At 30.2% G+C, this 20,026-nt stretch carries 19 protein-coding genes, 1 tRNA gene and 1 pseudogene; 9 read left to right on the top strand and 12 right to left on the bottom strand.

All coding sequences use genetic code 11. The features are described 5' to 3' along the window. Positions 1 to 9 precede the first annotated feature (9 nt). Positions 10 to 193: pseudogene (locus tag HYY52_07970) on the top strand (hypothetical protein). Positions 194 to 219: 26 nt separating this feature from the next. Here HYY52_07970 and HYY52_07965 read toward each other — a convergent pair. The 7 genes from HYY52_07965 to HYY52_07935 form a co-directional block, all read right to left on the bottom strand. Next, a tRNA-Glu gene (locus HYY52_07965) sits at positions 220 to 292 on the bottom strand. 77 nt (positions 293 to 369) lie between these two features. Beyond that, positions 370 to 1,158 (bottom strand): carbohydrate ABC transporter permease, encoded by a 789-nt coding sequence (locus tag HYY52_07960; protein MBI2996619.1) that lies wholly within the window; start codon positions 1,156 to 1,158, stop codon positions 370 to 372. Positions 1,159 to 1,186: 28 nt separating this feature from the next. Then, a complete protein-coding gene (locus HYY52_07955; GenBank protein MBI2996618.1) occupies positions 1,187 to 2,776 on the bottom strand; it encodes a PilN domain-containing protein in 1,590 nt (529 codons plus the stop codon). 3 nt (positions 2,777 to 2,779) lie between these two features. Further along, positions 2,780 to 3,907 carry a prepilin peptidase gene (locus HYY52_07950; protein MBI2996617.1) on the bottom strand — a complete coding sequence of 376 codons (1,128 nt, stop codon included), beginning with the start codon at positions 3,905 to 3,907 and terminating at the stop codon, positions 2,780 to 2,782. Beyond that, on the bottom strand, positions 3,900 to 5,015 hold the full coding sequence (locus HYY52_07945; GenBank protein MBI2996616.1) for an ABC transporter ATP-binding protein: 1,116 nt from the start codon (positions 5,013 to 5,015) through the stop codon (positions 3,900 to 3,902). Before HYY52_07945 ends, HYY52_07950 begins: the two co-directional genes overlap by 8 nt. Beyond that, a complete protein-coding gene (locus HYY52_07940) occupies positions 5,015 to 6,217 on the bottom strand; it encodes a pyridoxal phosphate-dependent aminotransferase family protein (protein ID MBI2996615.1) in 1,203 nt (400 codons plus the stop codon). The genes HYY52_07945 and HYY52_07940 overlap by 1 nt, the downstream gene beginning before the upstream one ends. Then, entirely contained in the window at positions 6,210 to 6,845 is a 636-nt protein-coding gene (locus tag HYY52_07935; GenBank protein ID MBI2996614.1) for a UbiX family flavin prenyltransferase, read from the bottom strand. The genes HYY52_07940 and HYY52_07935 overlap by 8 nt, the downstream gene beginning before the upstream one ends. Positions 6,846 to 6,888: 43 nt before the next feature. Between HYY52_07935 and HYY52_07930 the strand changes: the two genes are divergently transcribed. From HYY52_07930 to HYY52_07910, 5 genes are all read left to right on the top strand, one after another. Further along, on the top strand, positions 6,889 to 9,630 hold the full coding sequence (locus HYY52_07930; protein MBI2996613.1) for a TIGR03960 family B12-binding radical SAM protein: 2,742 nt from the start codon (positions 6,889 to 6,891) through the stop codon (positions 9,628 to 9,630). Then, the gene (locus HYY52_07925; protein MBI2996612.1) at positions 9,608 to 11,260 is read left to right on the top strand and encodes an Rne/Rng family ribonuclease; all 1,653 of its coding nucleotides are present in this window, start codon (positions 9,608 to 9,610) and stop codon (positions 11,258 to 11,260) included. The genes HYY52_07930 and HYY52_07925 overlap by 23 nt, the downstream gene beginning before the upstream one ends. Before the next feature lie 14 nt (positions 11,261 to 11,274). Continuing rightward, the gene (locus HYY52_07920) at positions 11,275 to 12,495 is read left to right on the top strand and encodes a hypothetical protein (protein ID MBI2996611.1); all 1,221 of its coding nucleotides are present in this window, start codon (positions 11,275 to 11,277) and stop codon (positions 12,493 to 12,495) included. Between the two features lie 15 nt (positions 12,496 to 12,510). Beyond that, positions 12,511 to 13,056 (top strand): thioredoxin family protein, encoded by a 546-nt coding sequence (locus HYY52_07915; protein ID MBI2996610.1) that lies wholly within the window; start codon positions 12,511 to 12,513, stop codon positions 13,054 to 13,056. Between the two features lie 128 nt (positions 13,057 to 13,184). Next, positions 13,185 to 14,456, top strand: coding sequence for a caspase family protein (locus HYY52_07910; protein ID MBI2996609.1), 1,272 nt, complete (start codon positions 13,185 to 13,187; stop codon positions 14,454 to 14,456). Here HYY52_07910 and HYY52_07905 read toward each other — a convergent pair. Beyond that, positions 14,453 to 15,637, bottom strand: a complete 1,185-nt coding sequence (locus tag HYY52_07905) for an argininosuccinate synthase (protein ID MBI2996608.1) — start codon at positions 15,635 to 15,637, stop codon at positions 14,453 to 14,455. The genes HYY52_07910 and HYY52_07905 overlap by 4 nt on opposite strands. A 20-nt stretch (positions 15,638 to 15,657) precedes the next feature. Between HYY52_07905 and HYY52_07900 the strand changes: the two genes are divergently transcribed. Next, entirely contained in the window at positions 15,658 to 16,401 is a 744-nt protein-coding gene (locus HYY52_07900; protein ID MBI2996607.1) for an isoprenyl transferase, read from the top strand. Here the strand turns inward: HYY52_07900 and prfA are convergent. The 4 genes from prfA to HYY52_07880 form a co-directional block, all read right to left on the bottom strand. Further along, a complete protein-coding gene (gene prfA / locus HYY52_07895; protein MBI2996606.1) occupies positions 16,398 to 17,474 on the bottom strand; it encodes a peptide chain release factor 1 in 1,077 nt (358 codons plus the stop codon). The two genes, HYY52_07900 and prfA, sit on opposite strands and share 4 nt — an antisense overlap. 33 nt (positions 17,475 to 17,507) lie before the next feature. After that, positions 17,508 to 17,924: a hypothetical protein gene (locus HYY52_07890; protein MBI2996605.1), complete on the bottom strand. Its 417-nt coding sequence runs from the start codon at positions 17,922 to 17,924 to the stop codon at positions 17,508 to 17,510. Positions 17,925 to 17,998: 74 nt separating this feature from the next. Beyond that, positions 17,999 to 18,436, bottom strand: a complete 438-nt coding sequence (locus tag HYY52_07885) for a hypothetical protein (GenBank protein MBI2996604.1) — start codon at positions 18,434 to 18,436, stop codon at positions 17,999 to 18,001. A gap of 103 nt (positions 18,437 to 18,539) precedes the next feature. Then, positions 18,540 to 18,785, bottom strand: a complete 246-nt coding sequence (locus HYY52_07880) for a hypothetical protein (protein ID MBI2996603.1) — start codon at positions 18,783 to 18,785, stop codon at positions 18,540 to 18,542. Positions 18,786 to 19,163: 378 nt separating this feature from the next. Here HYY52_07880 and HYY52_07875 point away from each other — a divergent pair, with 378 nt between their 5' ends. Next, complete coding sequence (locus HYY52_07875; protein MBI2996602.1) at positions 19,164 to 19,427, top strand: hypothetical protein; 264 nt, start codon at positions 19,164 to 19,166, stop codon at positions 19,425 to 19,427. Continuing rightward, positions 19,420 to 19,785 carry a type II toxin-antitoxin system PemK/MazF family toxin gene (locus HYY52_07870; GenBank protein MBI2996601.1) on the top strand — a complete coding sequence of 122 codons (366 nt, stop codon included), beginning with the start codon at positions 19,420 to 19,422 and terminating at the stop codon, positions 19,783 to 19,785. The genes HYY52_07875 and HYY52_07870 overlap by 8 nt, the downstream gene beginning before the upstream one ends. The last annotated feature ends 241 nt before the right edge of the window (positions 19,786 to 20,026 follow it).

Raw genomic sequence — 20,026 nt, 5'->3', positions numbered from 1 at the left:
AAGATGAGCATATCAAGCAATGAATTACTTCAGCAAACTAAAGATAGCAATTTAGAGTTTCATGATTTTGTCGCAGTTTTAGATTTTGGCTCACAATATGCAGAACTCATTGCAAGAAGAGCGCGGGAGTTAAATGTGTGCTCAGATGATATTTAATCTTGGAATTCCAATTCTTGGAGTTTGTTATGGAATGTAGTTTATGGCTAAAGCTCCAAATTATACCCCCAACCGGATTTGAACCGGTGTTACCGCCGTGAAAGGGCGATGTCCTAGGCCACTAGACGATGAGGGCCTTCTAGAAAATCAGAGACTCATTAACCCACTTAAACTTACACCCCTTATTATCAATTGTCAATTATTAATTGTCAATTATTCTTTTATTCCTGTCATAGTAATGCCTTGCACAAAAGTTCTTTGAGCAAAAAAGAAAATAATAACAATTGGAAGAACTATAATTGTACTTGCTGCCATAAGTAATGCCCATTCAGTACCACCATGTTGAGCTTTAAATTGTTGAAGAGCTAATGATAAAGTGTATTGATTTTGATTAATTAAATATATTGATGGTTTCATTAAATCATTCCAGCTAAGTAAAAATTGAAAAAGTGCTACTACTGATAAAGCCGGGATTGAAAGTTTTAAATAAATATTTTTATAAATACTAAATTCTGAACAACCATCTACACTTGCTGCTTCATGTAACTCACGTGGAATTGTCAGAAAAAATTGTCTTAGTAAAAATATATAAAATGCATTGCCACAAAAACTTGGTGCAATTAAAGGTAAATATGTTCCATACCACCCAAGCTTTTGAAATAAAATAAATTGAGGAACTAGTGTAACCATTTCAGGCAACATCATTGTTGAAAGAGTTACATAAAAAAATAAATCCCTAAATCTCCACTTTAAAACACTAAAAGCATAAGCAGCCAGTGATGATGAAATTAAAACACCAATTACGTTTAAAATTGAAATAAACGTTGTGTTTAGAATTGCTTGAACGAGATTTACAGAATCAAATACTTTAATGTAATTATCCCAAGCAATTGGGTTTGGTATCCATTTTATATAAGGTAAAAAAATTTGTTCTGGTGTCTTTAGTGAGGTTGAAATCATCCAAAGTAAAGGTGCTAAGAATAAAATACTCAAACACACCATAAAGATAGTTAAATTAAAATTTAAAAAATTATGTTTTTTTACTAGCATCAGAGATAACATCTGAATTGTTTTTCTTGTAAGGTTTTTCCTTTTCATTAACTCTGCTTGAAACCTGAAATTCGATAATTTCAATTCCTTCTTCATCAAATTTCTTTAGTGCAATAATTTGAGCTTTGCCAAGTAACATTGCAGTGTAGTTTAAGTTAATAGAAAAGTTAGCAACAGCATCAACATTCAATGCTCTGCCAAAAATATCAATATTATTATTTTTAATTTCAAGTCTATCTATCCACAATTCTTTTGGTGTCATTTTTGCAACTTCCTGTAATATCCTTGACCATGGCATTCTTTTATCAATTAAGCTTGAGAAGTAATCATTTTTTATTTTAAATATCTTGTTTGCTTTTTCAAAATTTAAAAGTTTGTTTAAATGAATTTGAGCAAGAGTAATTTTGTTTTCATAAAGAGATTGAGTAGCAACTACACCAGGCATTAAGAAACTTTGTATAAAAAAACTAATCAAAAAAGAAAAGAAGAAAACAACAAATGCGCAAGTAATATATTTAGTTAACTGAGGATCAAGATACTTAGAATCAATTTTAAAAGGTAGTTTAAATCCTTTTTTAGGATTTTTTTGAGATTTAGAAAGATCCTTGAAAACATTTTTTAAATTCTGAATAGTATCAATTTTTGTTTTGCTTTTAATAGGAATAAGTAAATTAGGGACAAGATAAGGTGTATTATTACTTGCCGCTAATGCTAATCCTAATGAGGCTATGATTTCGTTTATATTGTTTTTTTGTAAAATTTTTCCAGAGTCTACTATATCTGGAGGTAAAGTAAACGATTGTAAGTTATATGGAACTTTAGTTTTATCAATGCCAGAAAAATTAGGGCCATAAACATAAACAGCAGCAACTTTAGTACCAATAAGCTGAGTTTCTATAAGATTAATTGATTGAAAAACTTGTTCATTTAATTGATGTGTTAAAAATAAGTGCTCATATATTGGTTCTTGTCCTGTCCATATAACAAGCTCTGATCTAATTTGAGATACCCAAAGAGTTGCTGTTAAATTGCTGGTAATAGTTTCACTTAAGAAAGCACCAACTCCTAAAAACGATGGAGTGACAGAAACTAATTTTAATCCACATTTTTTAGCTATGTTAAAAGCAATATTTATTATTGCTTTTTGAGCTGAGATGCCAAGCACATCGTAACGTGTTATGCCATCAGTTTCTTGTCTCTGAGTATTCTTTAAAGGCAACCAGGAAACACAATTATTATTTAAATCAATATTGCCTTCTTGTAAAATAATTTGATCAATTTCATCAAGAGGAATTGTTGCGGGAAGTGGAACTGGAAAAAGTTTAAAATATTGCATTGAAAGACCAATAACAGTATCTTTAGTTTTTATATTTGATTTTTTTATACCTTCTTTTATTAAACTTATTGTTTGATTGATATCTTGAAGTATAGGGATGTTTAAAGTAAATGTACCTGTAATGTAAATTTTATTTTTAACAAACTGCACTTCAGTAGCAATTAAATTATTTTCTGATAATTCAATTGAAATTAGTTTGTTATATTTATGATTCTTTTTTAATTTTATTTCCATTGATTATTTGACAAACAGTATAACGATTAAACAAGCACCTGCTAAATAAGGTATAAATGGGATATATTGTGTTAAAACTTTTTCTTCTTGCAATGAAGTTTTATAACCCTTAAAAAGTTTTATACCTCTCATAATGAAATGACTGATTAGGGCTAATAAAGATGCAATAAATAAAGACAAAAAAGCTAGCTTAAAACTTAAAAATACACTAATTAAAGCAAAAAGCGTTATATCTCCGCCTCCTAAGACTGTTGAAATATTTAAATTTTCTTTTAAGTGACTAGTCTTGCTGCTAAAAAATCTCTCTAAAAATAAAACTGCAAGAAAGTAAAATAAAATCTCACAAATAAAATATATTACTCCAATTCCTTCAAAGATTTTTATAAGTCTTGCTTGATTAAAGGCAATTAAAAGACTTTTGTAAAAATTTATTAAAATAAAAATAAAAATAAAAAACCAAGAAGAAATATAAAGCCTAGTCGAAAATTTAAATCCTAAAAATATAAAGTAAAACACACAAGCAAAAATTAAAAATTTAATATTTGTACTATAAAATGAAAATCCTAACCAAAAAAGTATAGGAACAACAATATTATTTATTTCGGGTTTGTACTTTTTTAAAAGAGTAACAAAAAAATATAAAATATCCATAAAAATAAAAGCAATGCCTAAATTTAAAAATACAAATAATTTAAATTGTGTTTGAATTAACTGGATTAAAATTAAGATTAATATTCCTGAATAAGTAATTAAATGTGGAACAATTCTATGTTTAATATCAAACATGGAAAGGATAATTAAAATTAAAGCAAAAAAAACAAAAAGCATAATTTCAAAATAACTTATACTTGTTTTTATAAGAGACAAGTAAATTAATAGTAGTATTGAAGCAGTAATCAATTCAGCATAAAAAGAATACACATTAATCTTACTTTTACAAAAATAACATTTACCACCTAAAAGCAAGTAACTAATTATTGGAATGTTCTGCCACCAATATAGATTTGTGTTGCATTTTAGACAAAATGAAGGTTTAAATATAAACGAATCACTTGTTCCATATCTGTCAACAACAAGTTTAAAAAAACTACCAAAACATGCTCCAATAACAAATACAAAAATCTCAATCATTATTAAACCTGTTTCCTGAATTAACATCAAAGAAATGAGTTTTATTTAAATCAATTGAAACTTTAATTTGTTCACCTGCTTTAATATCACAATTTTCAACAAGTCTTAGAACATAATTATTTTTAACTTGAGTGTTTTTAATATTTATATAAAGGAGACATTCACTTCCTAAAATTTCAACAAAGTTTACAAATGCATCAAAAGCTATAAAATCCTGGTTAAAAGAATTTAAAAGATTTAAGTTTTCTGGCCTGACTCCTAAAATAATTTTTTTATTGTATAAGCAGTGTTTATTAATCATCTCCAGGAATTCTTTTTTAAAATTAACCTTATACTCTTTATCTTCAAGAAAAACACTTGAACTATTTACAAATCTAAAGTTAAAAAAATTCATAGAAGGACTTCCAATAAAACCAGCTACAAAAGTATTAGCTGGAAAATTATAAACATATTGAGGTTCGCCAATTTGTTGGATCCTGCCTTTATTTAAAACAACTATTTTACTCCCCATTGTTAATGCTTCAATTTGATCATGAGTAACATAAATTACAGTAGTTGCTAAAGTCTTATGTAGCTTTAAAAGCTCTGCTCTCATTTGTGTTCTAAGTTTTGCATCTAAATTACTTAAAGGTTCATCCATTAAAAATAATTTTGGTTTTCGAATTATTGCTCTACCAAGTGCAACTCTTTGTCTTTCGCCACCAGAAAGTTCTTTTGGTTTTTTCTTTAAATAATTTTCTATACCTAATAACCCTGCTGTATCTTTAACTCTTATTTTAGTTTCATTTTTATTTATACCTTTCATTTTTAAGGGGAAAGCTAAATTTTCATAGACATTTAAATGTGGATACAATGCATAATTTTGAAAGACCATCGCTATGTCACGATCTTTGGGAGGCAAATTATTAACAACAATATTATTTATCTCGATATTACCTGAGTCTGGCTGTTCTAAACCTGCAATTGTTCTAAGTATTGTTGACTTACCAGAGCCAGAAGGACCTACTAAGACAACAAATTCACCCTCAGAAACTTTTAAATTAATATCATCAAGCACCTTACTACTTCCAAAAGACTTTGAGAGATTTTTAATCTGCAAATTTGTCATTAATTAAGAATTCCAAGTGGTTCAGCTTTTATGTCTTTTGCTAAATATTCAAATGCTTTAACAACATATTTAATATCTTCTTCACTATGTGGAGATATTGGAGTTAGCCTAATTCTTGGTTGTTTAACAGTAGGTGGGCGAATTACTGGAGCCCAAATATGACATTCATTAAAAAGTTTATTTGAAATTAAAATGGCTTCTTCAATATTATTGAAATAAACTGAAATAATTGGAGATTGAAATTTACCTAGCTTTAGTTTATAAATCTTTTTTAAACCAGAATATAATAATTTAGCATTGTTCCATAATCTTTCTCTTCTCCATTCACTATCTATGACTAATTCAAGTGATTTTAATACTGCGCCTGTAACTTGTGGACTTGGACTAGTTGAAAACATAAATGATCTAGCTTTGTTCTGTAAAAGCTCAATTAAATTCTTTGGGCCACAACAAAATCCACCTTCTACTCCCATTGCTTTTGAACATGTACCTATCTTAATAGGAAAATAATTTTCTAGATTTAATTCTTCTATAACTCCATTTCCTTTTTTTCCAAAAACTCCTGTTGCATGAGCTTCATCAACAATAGTTATAAGGTTATATTTTTCAGCAACAAGTCCAATTTCTTTTAATGGTGCTATATCTCCATCCATACTAAAAACTGTATCAGTAACAATAAAACTTCTTCTATTATACGTTTCCATACTTTCATTAATGAGTTTCTCTAAGTGACTAATATCATTATGATTGTAAATAAACTTAGAAGCTCCTGAAAGCCTTATTCCATCAATAATAGAAGCATGATTTAATTCATCTGAGTAAACAATATCTTCTTTACCAATAAGAGCTGAAAGTAACCCTACATTAGCTGAATAACCAGAACTAAAAAAAAGAGCACTTTCTGAATGTTCAAAAAGAGCTAGTGCTTTTTCAAGTAAGGTATGTAATTCAGTAGTACCACTAAGTAATCTTGAACCAGTGCTACCTGCACCATACTTACTTACTGCAGCTTTGCTTGCATTTATAACTTCTGGATGGTTAGAAAGTCCTAAATAATTATTAGATCCAAACTGTAGAACTCTTTTTCCACCACTAATTTCAACCCAAGGCCCAGATGCTGTTAGAACAGTCTTAAGCTCTCGTTTTAAACCAGCACTTACTAGTAACTCAAGCTCTTCATCAATAAATGATAAATTATTCATATACAAGTGACTTACTTGTCCATCTTTTAAAGATGTTATGGTTAACCTCAAATTGATCCAATACTTTTCCAACAATAAAACTAATCATGTCATCTAAAGATTTTGGATTTTGATAAAAAGCACCACAAGCAGGTGCAACGACTGCACCTACCCTACTTAACTTTAAAAGATTTTCTAGGTGTATTGAACTTAAAGGCATTTCTCTTGGTACAAGCACTAATTTTCTTTTCTCCTTTAAACATACATCAGCTGCTCTTGTTATGAGATTATGAGATGTACAAGATGCAATTGCACCGATTGTTCCCATTGATGCAGGGATAATAATCATTCCATTTGTTTTATATGAGCCACTAGAGATTGATGCTGAGATATCATTATGTGAATAAGCTTGTAGCTGAGAGCTGAAAGCTGAAAGCTTCAAATAAGATAATACTTGTTCTTTTAAGAATTCTGGATTTGTTGAAAGATTTAAGTCAAGTTCATCTTTAGCCACTTTAATAGCATTTTCTGAAATAATTAATTCAACATTATAATTATTCTCTAGAAGAACTTGTAAAGTTCTAAGTCCGTAAATAGTTCCACTAGCTCCTGAAATTGCAAGTACAATTGGTAGATTTAAGTTACTCATATAATTAATTCCTTAAGCTTATATCTTACATCATAATATCAAAATGGAATTAAAAACTTTAAACAATCTAGAAGAACTAAATACAAGCTCAAATACTTATTTTAATTTAGTTAATAATCTTTTACTTAGAGTCCAAAAACCAGGGCAGTATTTAGGAATTGAGTTAGGGCATTTAGTAGAAAATGAGACAGGGAGACTCGGAGCCGGGAATGGAAGGAGAGAACAAAAAAAGGAATTAAAAAAGTGGGCAGAAGCTAAGGTTAGAACAGCTTTGATTTATCCGGATTTATATGAATTAGGCATGTCTACCTTTGGTACAAAGATTTTATATCAAGTCATAAATAGTCATCCTGATTTTTTATGTGACAGAGCTTATGCTCCAATGAAAGATATGGAAAAGCTGCTTAGAGCTGAAAAGCTCTCTCTTTGGGGTTGGGAAAGTTTTGAACCATTAAATAATTTTGACTTATTAGGTTTTTCACTATCGTATGAACTTTCTTATACAAATGTATTAAATATTCTTGAACTTTCACATTTAAAAGTATTTTCAAAAGATAGAAAAGAAATTTTTCCTCTTATTTTTGCTGGTGGACCTGCAACATTTAATCCAGAGCCAATGTCAGATTTTATTGACTTCTTTATTATTGGTGATGGAGAAGAAGTAATTATTGAAGTTTTAGAAATTATAAGGGAAGCAAAATGTAGGGGCGTACCAATGGTACGCCCAAAAGATGAATTACTCTGTAGGTTAGCTCAAATCCAAGGCATATATGTCCCTAAATTTTACGAAGTAGATCCAAATGAAAATTATCTTCCTAAACCAGTTTCCTTACTAAATCCTGTTTCAGAAAAAATTAAAAAAAGAGCTGTAAGTCTAACCAATTCTAATCAACCAACCACAGGTCCAGTATCATACTTATCATCAATACAAGACAGGCAAGTATTAGAAATAAGAAGAGGTTGTGATCGTGGATGTAGATTTTGTCAAGCAGGATATGTTTGTTTACCAGTTAGAGAAAGAACACTTAATGAACTAATTAAACTTTCAAGAGATGCATTGAAAAATTCAGGCTATGATGAGTATTCTTTACTTTCATTATCAGCAAGTGATTATACAAAATTACATGAGTTAACAATAAGTTTAAATTCCTGCCATGCACCAAAAGGGATTTCATTATCGATGCCTTCACAAAGGATAGACAGATTTGATCTAAGAATTGCAAATGAGTTAAATACAATTAGAAAATCAGGAATTACCTTAGCACCTGAAGCTGGTACAGAAAGACTTAGGAAAGTAATAAACAAGGGACTTAAAGAAGAAGATATTAAAAAAGCAATAGAAAATGTTTATGATAGTGGTTTTCATCATGTAAAACTTTATTTTATGATTGGGCTTCCAACTGAAACAACAAAAGATTTAGATGGAATTATTGACTTACTTAAGTGGGCACAAAATCTTTCAAAAGAAAAAAACAAAAAACCCCTTAATATTACATGTACCATTTCTACATTTGTACCAAAAGCGTTTACTCCATTTCAATGGTTTAGTCAGAACTCTACAAATGAGTTTCAAGAAAAAATAAATTACTTAAAACAAAAAGTAAGAGAACATAAACTAAGAACAGTAAAATTAAATTATACTGATCCAAAAGTTGCCTTGCTTGAAGCCGTAATGAGTCGTGGAGATAGAGAAGTTTCAAAACTAATTTATGCAGCATATAAAAAAGGTGCAAAGTTTGATGCCTGGGATGAATGTTTAAATATTGATACTTGGCATAAAGCAGCAAAAGAAATTAATTTTGATTTAAATTATGAAGCAACTAAATATAGAGAAGTAGGTTCAACATGTCCATGGGATATAATAGACACCGGACTTTTAAAAGAATTCTTAATAGAAGAATATAACAAAGCTTTAAATACAGTTGAGACATTGCCATGTACAGAAAACAAATGCCATGCTTGTGGAGTTTGTTTTAAATTAAATCTAGTAAATGAAGTAACAGAAAATAAATCAGATAATAATAAATTTGTAAGAACAATAAATAGGACTCAGGGCTTAGAGTTCATACGTCCAAGCTTAAAGCTCCAAGCTCAAAGCTCTAAAGTAGAAATAATCCATACCAAAACCGGCGACCTCCGTTTTATTTCTCACTTAGATGTTCAAAGATTATTTGAAAGAGCTTTAAGGAGAGATGACATACCAGTAGCTTATACTTGTGGTTTTAATCCAAGGGTTAAAATGCAGTGGTTACTACCCTTACCACTTTTTTATGAAAGTAATTATGAAATTATGTATCTTGAGTTAGTGGAAAAAATAAGTGATTTGGACTTACAGATTATGTTAAACAAGCAATTACCTCCTGAAATTCAGTTAAAATCTGTAAAATCTATAAATTTAAGTAAAAAAATGCCTAATGTTGCAAATATTAAATTTTTATATAAAGTTTTGACTACTAAGCCCGATCTATGGGAAAAATATATATGTGAGACAAAAACTGCAATAGAAAGTTTTCAAGCTCAAAACTCTTTGGTTCAGACTACAAAAGAAATTGATATTAGAAGAAATGTTGAACTGATAGAAATTTTAAATTTTAAACCACTGGAATTTAAGTTAGAGCTTTTGGGAAATACTAGAGCAGAAATAGTTTTAAGTTATCTTATGGGGCAACTTTACAAGATCAAAGATTTTCAAATTGAGCCAAATAATTGGCCATTAAATTGGAAAATAACAAAAAAAATGGTTATAGAAAAGGAAGGGAAAAATGAAATCATTAATTATATCTGAAAAAGACAAAATAGCAGCAATCATGGAAGAAGATAAAGCTATTGAATTTTTTATACATAGAGGAGATCTATTGTTAGGTGATATTTATACAGCACGAGTTGAAAATATAATGCCAAGCATAGATGCAGTGTTTGTTAATTTAGGAAACAATAGGATGGGATTTTTACATGCTAGTGATATTCCAGGTCAAGGTAATTTGTACGACAGGGTGCAACCAAATCAAAAACTCTTAATTCAAATAGTCAAGGAACCAACAAGCAATAAAGGTCCAAGAGTTAACACTGCAATAAGCTTGCCTGGAAGATTTTTAGTCCTTACTACAGAAAATACAAATGTTTCTGTTAGCAGAAAAATAGTAGACTACCAAGAAAGAAATAGACTAAAAGCAATGGTTTCGTTATTAAAACCACCATCGATTGGAATTGTAGTCAGAACAGAAGCAGAAGGTAAGGATGAATATGATCTTGAAGAAGATTTTAAAATGCTATGGGATCTGTGGAAAGAAATTGCAGACAAGCATGAAAACCATAAATATCCTGGGCTTGTATATAGAGATCAAGATTTTATTTACAGAGTAATTAGAGATGCCTACACTTCTGAGATTGATGAAGTAGTGTTAGACAGTGTGCAAGGTCAAGTTAGAGCAAAACAAATCTTAAAAAACTGGACGGGGAAGGACGTTGAAGTAACCATTCATAAAGAAAGTAATATCTTGTCTGCTCGTGGTGTTGAGAGAGAAATTTTAAATTCACTTCAAACAAAGGTTGAGCTACCAAGTGGTGGATATTTATTTATCCAAACAACAGAAGCTTTAACTGTTATTGATGTAAATTCTGGAAGGTTTACTAGTTCCCGTACATTACAAGAAACAGTTTTAAAAACCAATCTTGAAGCAGCTCATGAAGTAGGCAGACAATTAAAACTTAGGAATATTGGTGGAGTTATTGTTGTTGATTTTATTGATATGGATGATAGAAAAGATCAAATCACTGTACTAGAAGCATTTGAAAATGCACTTATGTTTGACAGAGCTAAACCACAAATTGGTCAGTTAAGCGATCTTGGATTAGTGGAATTAACAAGAAGACGACAAGGGCAAAGTCTTCAAGAAATATTTGGGCATACTTGCCAAAGTTGCAGTGGTTCAGGCTTAATTTTTGACATTGTATTGGATGGTGAATTAAGAAGGCAAAGACAAGAAGGGCAAGAAGAACATAAGCAAGATCGTAGTGACTGGCGAGGGCAAAGAGGTCGTAGAGGCCACATGCAGAGAAGATATGAGCAAAGAAGACAAACAGGATCTGTATCTGAGGATGAACGAAGTATAAGAACAAGTCCTGATAGTGAGGCACAAGATATCCAGTCACTTGAAGATACATCTGAAACTGAAATTGAAGAAATAAATGAAATGGAAGAAGCTGTGGATGATAACAATGAAGTTTTAGAAAGTGAATTTGAAAGTGAGTTTGAAGGAGAAGGTAATTTAGAATCTGAAATATCAGAAGACGACGAAGAAAAAGAAGATGATTTCTCCTCAAAGTTTGCTCAAAAAGCAAAGTACAGTGTAAAGCCAGATGATGTCTCAGGTGTTTTTACTCTTACACCAAAAGAATCTGAAGAACGTGAATAAATAATAAATAAACGGTGTTTAATCAAGTCTTAGAAGAAAAACGTGGACTAGTAGTAAAGCCTGGCCTAGAAAGAATTAGTGCTTGTTTAAATTATTTGGGAGGCCCACAAAATAAATTTAAATCAGTTTTAATTGGAGGTACAAATGGAAAAGGTTCTGTAACTTATTACCTTTCAAACCTAGCTTGCAAGTTAACTAATTACAAAATTGGCAGACATATAAGCCCTCACTTGATTTCATGGAAAGAAAGATATGTCATTAATGAAAAAAGTATAAGTGAAGAAAAACTTGACAAATTTGCTTTTGAAGTTTTGCATGAAATTGAAAAATTTGAAAATAAAAAATTAGTAAGTGAAAGACTAACCCCTTTTGAAGTATATGCAGTAATTGCATTTTTATTATTTGCAAAAGAAGAAGTTGATATTGCATTTTTAGAAATTGGTATGGGAGGAAGATTTGATGCTATAAATGTTGTACCAAGTGAAAATGTTTTATGTTCAATTATTACAAATATCTCATACGATCATATGGATTACTTAGGTAGTACCATTGAAGAAATATCATATGAAAAAGCAGGAATCATAAAACAAAATAATTTTATAGTTACTGCAGCAACTAACAGCACATTTGAAATAATAAAAAATCAAGCAAAAACTTTAAATTCAAAATTTATTCACGTAAAGCATGAAAAAGATCTTACATACATAGATAAAGATATAGAAATTACGCTAGCAGCTTGGAGTGTAATTTCTTCTCAACTAAAAGTTAAAGTAGCTAATTTAAACAAGAGAGAATTTTTAAAATCATTACAATTCCAAGGACGTTTTCAATTTATCAAAGAACACGATTTACTTTTAGATGGTGCACATAATGTAGCTGGTGCAATTGAACTAAGAAATATTTTAAACAAAGAATTTCATAATAAAAAAATAACTTATATTCTAGGAATATTAGATAAAGATTATTTAAATTTTGTTAAAAATTTAATTCCTCAAAATAGTTATGTAATATGTACAGAACCAAAATCAAAGAGAGCAACAAGAAAAGAACTCTTACAACAGGCAGTCTTAACTAATAGTTCATATTCTGAAATAGCAAACGATTTATCCAGTGCATTGGAAATTGCTTATAAAACCAGTCATGATTTAATTGCTATAACTGGTTCACTTTACTTAGTAGGTGAAGCATTGATGCTTATTCAGAATAATCAAATTCCAAAAGTTATACTAAAATAAAAAGGGGATTTAAAAATGCTTACACAAAATCACTTAAAAATAGGTTCTAAATTACCTGATTTTAACTTACCAGGCATTGATGGCAAGAACTATACACCAAGCTTATTTAAAGACAGTAAAGTATTAGTAGTAATGTTTACTTGTAATCATTGTCCTTATGTTCAAGCATATGAACAAAGACTTATTGATTTACAAAGTTTTTTTAAAGATAAATTAGTTTCTTTTGTAGCAATAAATTCTAACAATGAAATAAATTATCCTGAAGACAGCTTTGAAAATATGATTAAAAGAGCTAAAGAAAAAGGATATAACTTTCCTTATCTTAGAGATCAAACCCAGGAAATTGTAAAAAAGTTTGGTGCAAGTTATACGCCAGAAGTTTTTGTCTTTGATCAAAACAAAGTTTTAAAGTATCATGGCAGAATTGATGATAATTACAAAGAACCCAAGAAAGTTACCAAGCAAGACTTAAAAGAAGCTATTGAAGCAGTTCTTGCTAATAAAGAAATTAAAAGTTCAGAGACACAAGCTATTGGATGTACCGTGAAGTGGGCTAGTTAACTTTAAATCCAGCCCAAATAATTTTATAAACCCTTCTGCTGAGCTCTGATCAAATAAATCACCTTTTCCATAAGTTGCAAATCGTTAACCTACTCATAATTTTAAGCTGAGATAATAGCCTCAAAAACATGACAGAAATTAACAATATTTCGATATCTTCTTTTGGATCAACACCAACCAATAATGGAAGAGAAACTGTTACAGATAAAGATGATAAACCAGTACTAGCCAAGAGTGGAAGAGAAACTGTTACAGATAAAGATGATAAACCAATACTAGCTAATAAGAGTGGAGTAGCTAGTATTTTTAATGGTGCTACTACAAAAGAGCAAATTCGAGAGAAATTATTACTTGCTGTATCAAATCTAACAGAAAAGTGTGAAAAAGATAGTGAGTTAAAAAATATTTGTAATAGCTTACATAAGTTACTATTAAACAAAGGAGATTCAGCAGAATCTTTAATTAAAATCCAAAATGATCTAAAAGAAGTATTTCTCCAAGGTGTTGAGAGTACCAAGAGCTTGTCGAATGAAATCAAGAACGCAAAAAGTATTGATGAACTAGAAACAGCTTCTAAAAAATCAAACACAGTTTTTGAAAAATTGCGTTTAGTCAGTACACTCCTACCTTTGATTTATCCTTTAACACAAAAGCATCTTGCAACATCCAGTAAAAACATTCTTCAACTTTCAGAAAGTGGAACAAAACGCTATCCTGAAAAACATAGTTTTTTTGCCTCTACAGTTCAAGAATCTGAAGCTCCTCCAGGTGTAAGCAAATTCATTGCAGACAAAGTCAACAACGGTTCTTCAATAGAAAATGCTTTCCTAAAATCTGAAAGTGAGTATCATGGTAATGGTGTGCTCCCACAAGCATTGACTCACAGATTAAGTACAGACTCAACAAAGGATAAAAATGTTAACTTTGAAGTTCTGTTTATTCATGGAGATGCTAACACGGTCAAAGAGCAGGAGCAATTTGCAAAAAATGAAAAAGTTTTAACTAAAGCAATTAATGAAACATCTAATAATCACTGTAAGCAAATCAGCAGTTTGACTACACCAACTTTTGAAGAGCTTGAAAACAAGTTAAAAGAAATTTCTACAAGATTAAAAGAGAATAATATTGGAAAGCTTTATATTGTTTACAACGGACATGGTGGTAGCGATGGATTGCAAGAAGGAGTTTCTGTTGAAAATAGTAAAAAACAGGGAGCAGAAAGATTTCTTTTTGGTTTAAACAAAAATAATAATTTAACTGAAGAGCAAATTAAAGAACTATATAACAAATATTTAAAGGACATAGAAGCAGTAACAATTTTTGATTCTTGCCATAGCGGTGCAGGAATTACTGCAATTGAAAATGATAAATTGAAAAGTCAACTAAATGCTTTAGCTTAAATAGATTTTAAATCCAGCCCAAATAATTTTATAAATCCTTCTGCTGAGCTCTGATCAAATAAATCACCCTTCCCATAAGTTGCAAGTTTTTGTTTATAAAGTGAAAATGGGGATTTTCGCCCAACAATTGTTACATTTCCCTTAAAAAGTTTTACTCTAATTATTCCTGTTACTCTTTTTTGAATATATTTATTAAACTCATCAATTGCTTCTCTTAAAGGATTAAACCAGCGACCATCATAGATTAATTGTGAATATTTTTGATCCAACAAAGATTTAAATAAAATTGTTTCTCTTGTATGAACAAGTGATTCTAAGTCTTTATGTGCTTTTAATAAAACTATTGCTGCTGGAGCTTCATATATTTCTCTACTTTTAATTCCTACTACTCTATTTTCAATTTGATCAATTCTGCCTACTCCGTGATTTCCTGCAATTTGATTTAATCTTTGAATAAAATTTATGTCGTTGTATTTTTTCTTATTTAAAGTAACTGGAATCCCATCTTTAAATCCGATATTTATATAAGTAGGTTTTGATAGTGAAGAGTTTATGTTTTTTGTCAATGCATAAGCATCTTCTGGTGGTTCTTTCCAGGCATCTTCTAAGATTCCACATTCCACTGATCTTCCCCAAAGATTCAAATCAACACTATAAATAGATTTTTTATTTAGAGGCACTGGAATAAAATGTTCCTTGGCATATTTAATAGATTTTTCTCTTGTCATTTTCCACTCACGTGCTGGTGCAATTATTTTTAAATGTGGTGCAAGAGCCATGATCGAAACATCAAAACGAACTTGATCATTTCCTTTACCTGTACTGCCATGTGCAATTGCATCTGCTTTTTTTGATAAAGCTACTTTAACTAAGAGCTTAGCAATAAGTGGTCTTGCAAGTGCTGTTGCTAAAGGATAATCACCGTAGATTGCGTTTGCAAATAATGCTGGCCAAATATATTCACTTATAAATTCTTTTTTAGCATCAATTACAAGAGACTCAGAAGCACCAATTTTTAAGGCTTTTTCCTGGATTGATTTAAGTTCTCTTCCTTGCCCTAAATCAATTGCAAGTGCAATAACTTTGTCTGCTTTATTTTCAAGTAACCACCTAATAGCAACCGATGTATCAAGTCCACCTGAATATGCTAGGACAACTTTTTTACATTTTTCTTCTTTCATGACCTGATAAAATATAGCATATGAAAAATCTTCTTACAAAAAAAGAAGACACAGAGTTTAAGCAAAAGATAATTCCTAAGCATATTGCCATTATTATGGATGGCAACAGGCGTTGGGCTAAAAGTAAAAATTTACCAACAATGTTTGGACACAGAGAAGGTGTTCAAGCTTTAAAGAAAATTACAAGATATGCAAATGATTATTTAGGTGTGAAGTATCTGACTGTTTATGCTTTTTCAACTGAAAACTGGAATAGAAAAAAAGATGAAGTTGATTTTTTAATGTTTTTGGTCCAAGATGCACTTCAAAAAGAAATTGATGAGCTGTGTAGGAGAAATGTAAGAATTAAATTTATTGGATTTTATAATGAACTTCCACTTCCACTTCCAGAAGTTTTAAATGATGCAATGGAAAAAACAAAAAATAATACAGGAATAAATCTTAATGTTGCACTTAATTATGGAAGTAGAGCAGAAATTGCTTATGCAGTAAAAGAAATTACAAAAAAAGTGTTAGCTAATGAAATTAAAATTGGTAATATTACTCCTGAATTAATAAGTTCAAAATTGCTTACAAAAGATATTCCTGATCCAGAGCTTTTAATTAGAACAGGTGGAGAACAAAGAATAAGTAATTATCTTCTCTGGCAATGTGCTTATACTGAGTTTTATTCTACTGAAACATTATGGCCTGATTTTAATCAAAATGAGCTGGATAAAGCAATTGAAGAATTTAGTAGAAGGCAAAGAAGATTTGGAATTTAAACCAAGGCTTGCAATTGTTGTTTTTGATCTTCTGCTATACAGGCTTCAATAACAGGTTCTAATTCACCTTCTAAAGCAGTATTTAAATTAAAATTTTGATTTAATCTATGATCTGTAATTCTATTATCTTTAAAATTATATGTCCTTATTTTTTCAGAGCGATCACCAGTACCAACTTGCATTTTTCTTTTTTCATAAATTTCTTTTTGTTGTTTTTGTAATTCCATATCATAAAGTTTTGCTCTTAGAATTTGCATAGCTCTTTCTCTGTTTTGTTTTTGGCTTCTCTCTTCAGTACAATGCACCATAGTTCCTGTTGGTTTGTGAACAATACGAACAGCTGTTTCTACTTTATTTACATTTTGACCACCAGCACCACCAGAACGAGCTGTTGTAATTTCAAGATCGTTTGGATCAATTTTTATATCTACTTCATCTACTTCAGGCATTACAGCAACTGTAACAGTGCTTGTGTGTACCCGTCCTGAAGCTTCTGTAACAGGTACTCTTTGAACTCTATGAACACCTGATTCATATTTAAGTTTGCTATAAACATTTTCACCTGTAATTTCAAAAATTACTATCTTATAACCTCCAATATCACCAGGATTTGAATCAACAATTTTTGTATGCCAGGCTTGCTTGTCAGCATATTTTGTATACATTCTAAGAAGATCTCCTGCAAATATTGATGATTCTTCACCGCCAGCTGCAGCACGAATTTCAAGCATAATATTTTTTTCATCATTTGGATCTTTTGGTAAAAGTAAAATTCTTAAACGATTTTCTATATTTATTAGTTCTTTTGTAATTTCATTAATCTCACTTTGTGCAAGCTCTATTAATGAAGCATCCACTTCATTTTTTATAATTTCCTTTGCACCTTCTAATTCTTTATTAAAAGATTTAAATTTCTGATATAAGTCATAAGTTTCCTGTAATGATTTTTTTGCTTTAGATGTTTTTTTAAGTTGTTCCTGGTCTCCATAAATAGCAGGGTCTGCGAGCTTTTTGCCAAGCTCATTGTAAGTTTTTTCTATATCGTTTAATTTTTTTATTAATATTTGATCCATTACTTTACTTATATCTACTTAGCTAATGTTTTGCTAATCCCAAGTAAATGGATCATAATCTATAAAACTATTACCAGATAAACTAAAGTTTTCTTTAGTCCAAGGATCGCTGATTCCATATTGAATTGCATCTTTTTCTGACTTAAAAATACTTATAATTCCACCTGCTGTACCTTCAATTACACCATAAGTCAGAGCGCCTAATATTCTATAAGTTAAAACTTCTTCTCCACCAAGAAAGGTGGCAAATGATTTTGAACCTTTATCAATTCCACTAATAAGTCCTCTTGGTATAGCAAATACTGGACCTAAAACACAGCCAGTAGTAATTCCTGTAATTTGTTTAGAAGTTGTTTCAATAGTTTCTTTATCAATTATTGTAGCTTTAGCAGGGCAAACAAAAGAAACTATAGTTAGCAAAATTAAAATTATAAATAAATTCTTTTTCATGATTTGATAGAGATTAAATTAACACAAGATTTTATTATACTAATTGGTTTGAGTAGTATGCAAGTGGTGTAAAACTAACTTACATTGTTTCCTGTTGTCAATCTTTTCATGCGTTTATACCATGTTATGCCATAGACACCAAATGCTCCTAAAGCAAGAGTTCCAAGTGCTAAATAAATTTGTTTCATTTTGTTAGTAAGTTCTTCTACCTCTTTTCTAGTAAGCACCTTTATCTCTTCTCCTTTTTCTAATTTGGCTAAGTTTTTGTCAAAGATATGAACTAATAATCTTGCTCTTTCCTGAATCTCTTCATGTGAAAGTCCTCCTTTTTGCATCTCTTCAACAATTTTTCTTGCTCTTTCAATCTCTTCATTTATCTTTTCTTTTTCTGTTAGTTCTTTATGTACTTGTGCAGGTCTTTCAGCTTGATCAGCCTTAGCAATAAAAGGCATACTTCCAGTACCAACCAAAGCTCCAGCCATAATTGTATAGAAAGTAGTTCTTAAGCTCATAATTTTCCTCCAAGAATATTTTTAGATATAATTAGATTAAATAATACCATGAAAATCGTGGACAACGAGTTCGACAAAAGATTATAAACCATAAAGGACATGTTTATCTTTCGGTGATGTCAATATAAAATTTAATTGGATACGAAACCGCGAGATGAAAAAGCCCTCTAAGAAAATCTCCATATCTCTTTTTATCAGGTGTAAAGTTAAACATCCAATCATTTAGTTCAACTCCATTAGGTTTTGGTCCTGCTAATCTGCCAATTTCTGATATTTCTCCAATAAGTGTTCTTGGTTGTTTACTATCTTTATTTAATCCGAGCATTCCACTTCTTCCAATGAACATCACATATCTCAACTTTCTAAAGTATACTATTTATATATCAAATTCATTACGTCAAAGTCAAGGCACTTACATTAAATCTATTTAAGCTAAAAATAAAAAGATTGTTAATTTTGTAAAACAAATATAGGCTTTGTGTGATTTATTCACCAAAACCGGTCCCCTGTAAGGGTTAGCAGCGAGAGCCGCAAGCTTGTCTTGCGGCATATAAAAAACATTTATAATGATTTAATCTTAAAGTTAAGAGCGTCAACTAAAATTACAATGACAAATAAAGAATCTTAATTTTATTATTTAACTGGTTTTCTCGGCATTTACATAATCTTAATTAAAATGGGTATAATTTACGGTAGGATAGCAGTAGGATTATGGTAGGATAAGGACATGAAAAAAAATACAGCAGAAAAGTTTTCAATAACATTAGTTCCGGAGCTTGCTTCCTATGTAAAAAAGAAAGCAAAACTTTTAAATGCCCCTATTAGCAAAGTTGTTTCTTTTGCATTAGCTTCTCAAAGAAAAAAGGAATCTCTCATTAAAAGAAAAGAAGCTTTAATTAATGCTTATAAAAAAATAGCTGAAAATTATGATGCAAACGAATTTCTAGAATTTGAAAAAGCTCAATTGGAGTTAAACAAAGAGCTTGATTAAAAAAAATATTGAAAAAGGGGATATTTGGCTAGTTAATTTAAACCCTTCCAGAAGGGGAGAATTAGGCAAAAATAATAGACCATGTATAGTTATTCAAGCCAATGAAGCAAATAAAATATTACCTACAATTGTAATTGTTCCATTGTCTTCAAAAAGACAGAAGTCTGAACTTGAAATTAAAATAATTCCAAACAAGAATAATAATTTAATAAAAGAAAGTTATGTGGTATGGTGGCATGTTTATACCGTTGATAAATTAAACCTTATAAAGAAAGTTGGAATTATTAATGAAGAGATACTGCACAAGGTTTCTGAAAACATTATTGACACATTAGGATTTTCTGAGGTTCTAAAGTAAACATTCGGAGAATCTGGGATAACGTTCGACAAAAGATTGTAAAGCCATAAAGGACAGATTTATATCCCAGAACTGGCTATTGCAGCTTAAGGTTTACACCTAGATATCTTACGCAGTTGACATAGCAAGATGATTTCTTACTGAGTCTCTAACGATATCCCATTTTTGTTGATACCAAGTAATGCCATCTTTAAACCTCCTTAATTCAAGTCTAATAAAAGCAACAAATGCACAAAATATG

This window comes from Candidatus Melainabacteria bacterium (genome assembly GCA_016193285.1).
GTDB lineage: Bacteria > Cyanobacteriota > Vampirovibrionia > 2-02-FULL-35-15 > 2-02-FULL-35-15 > JACPSL01.
The sequence above is the reverse complement of the archived record's forward strand: the minus strand, read 5'-3'. Positions and strand labels throughout refer to the sequence as shown.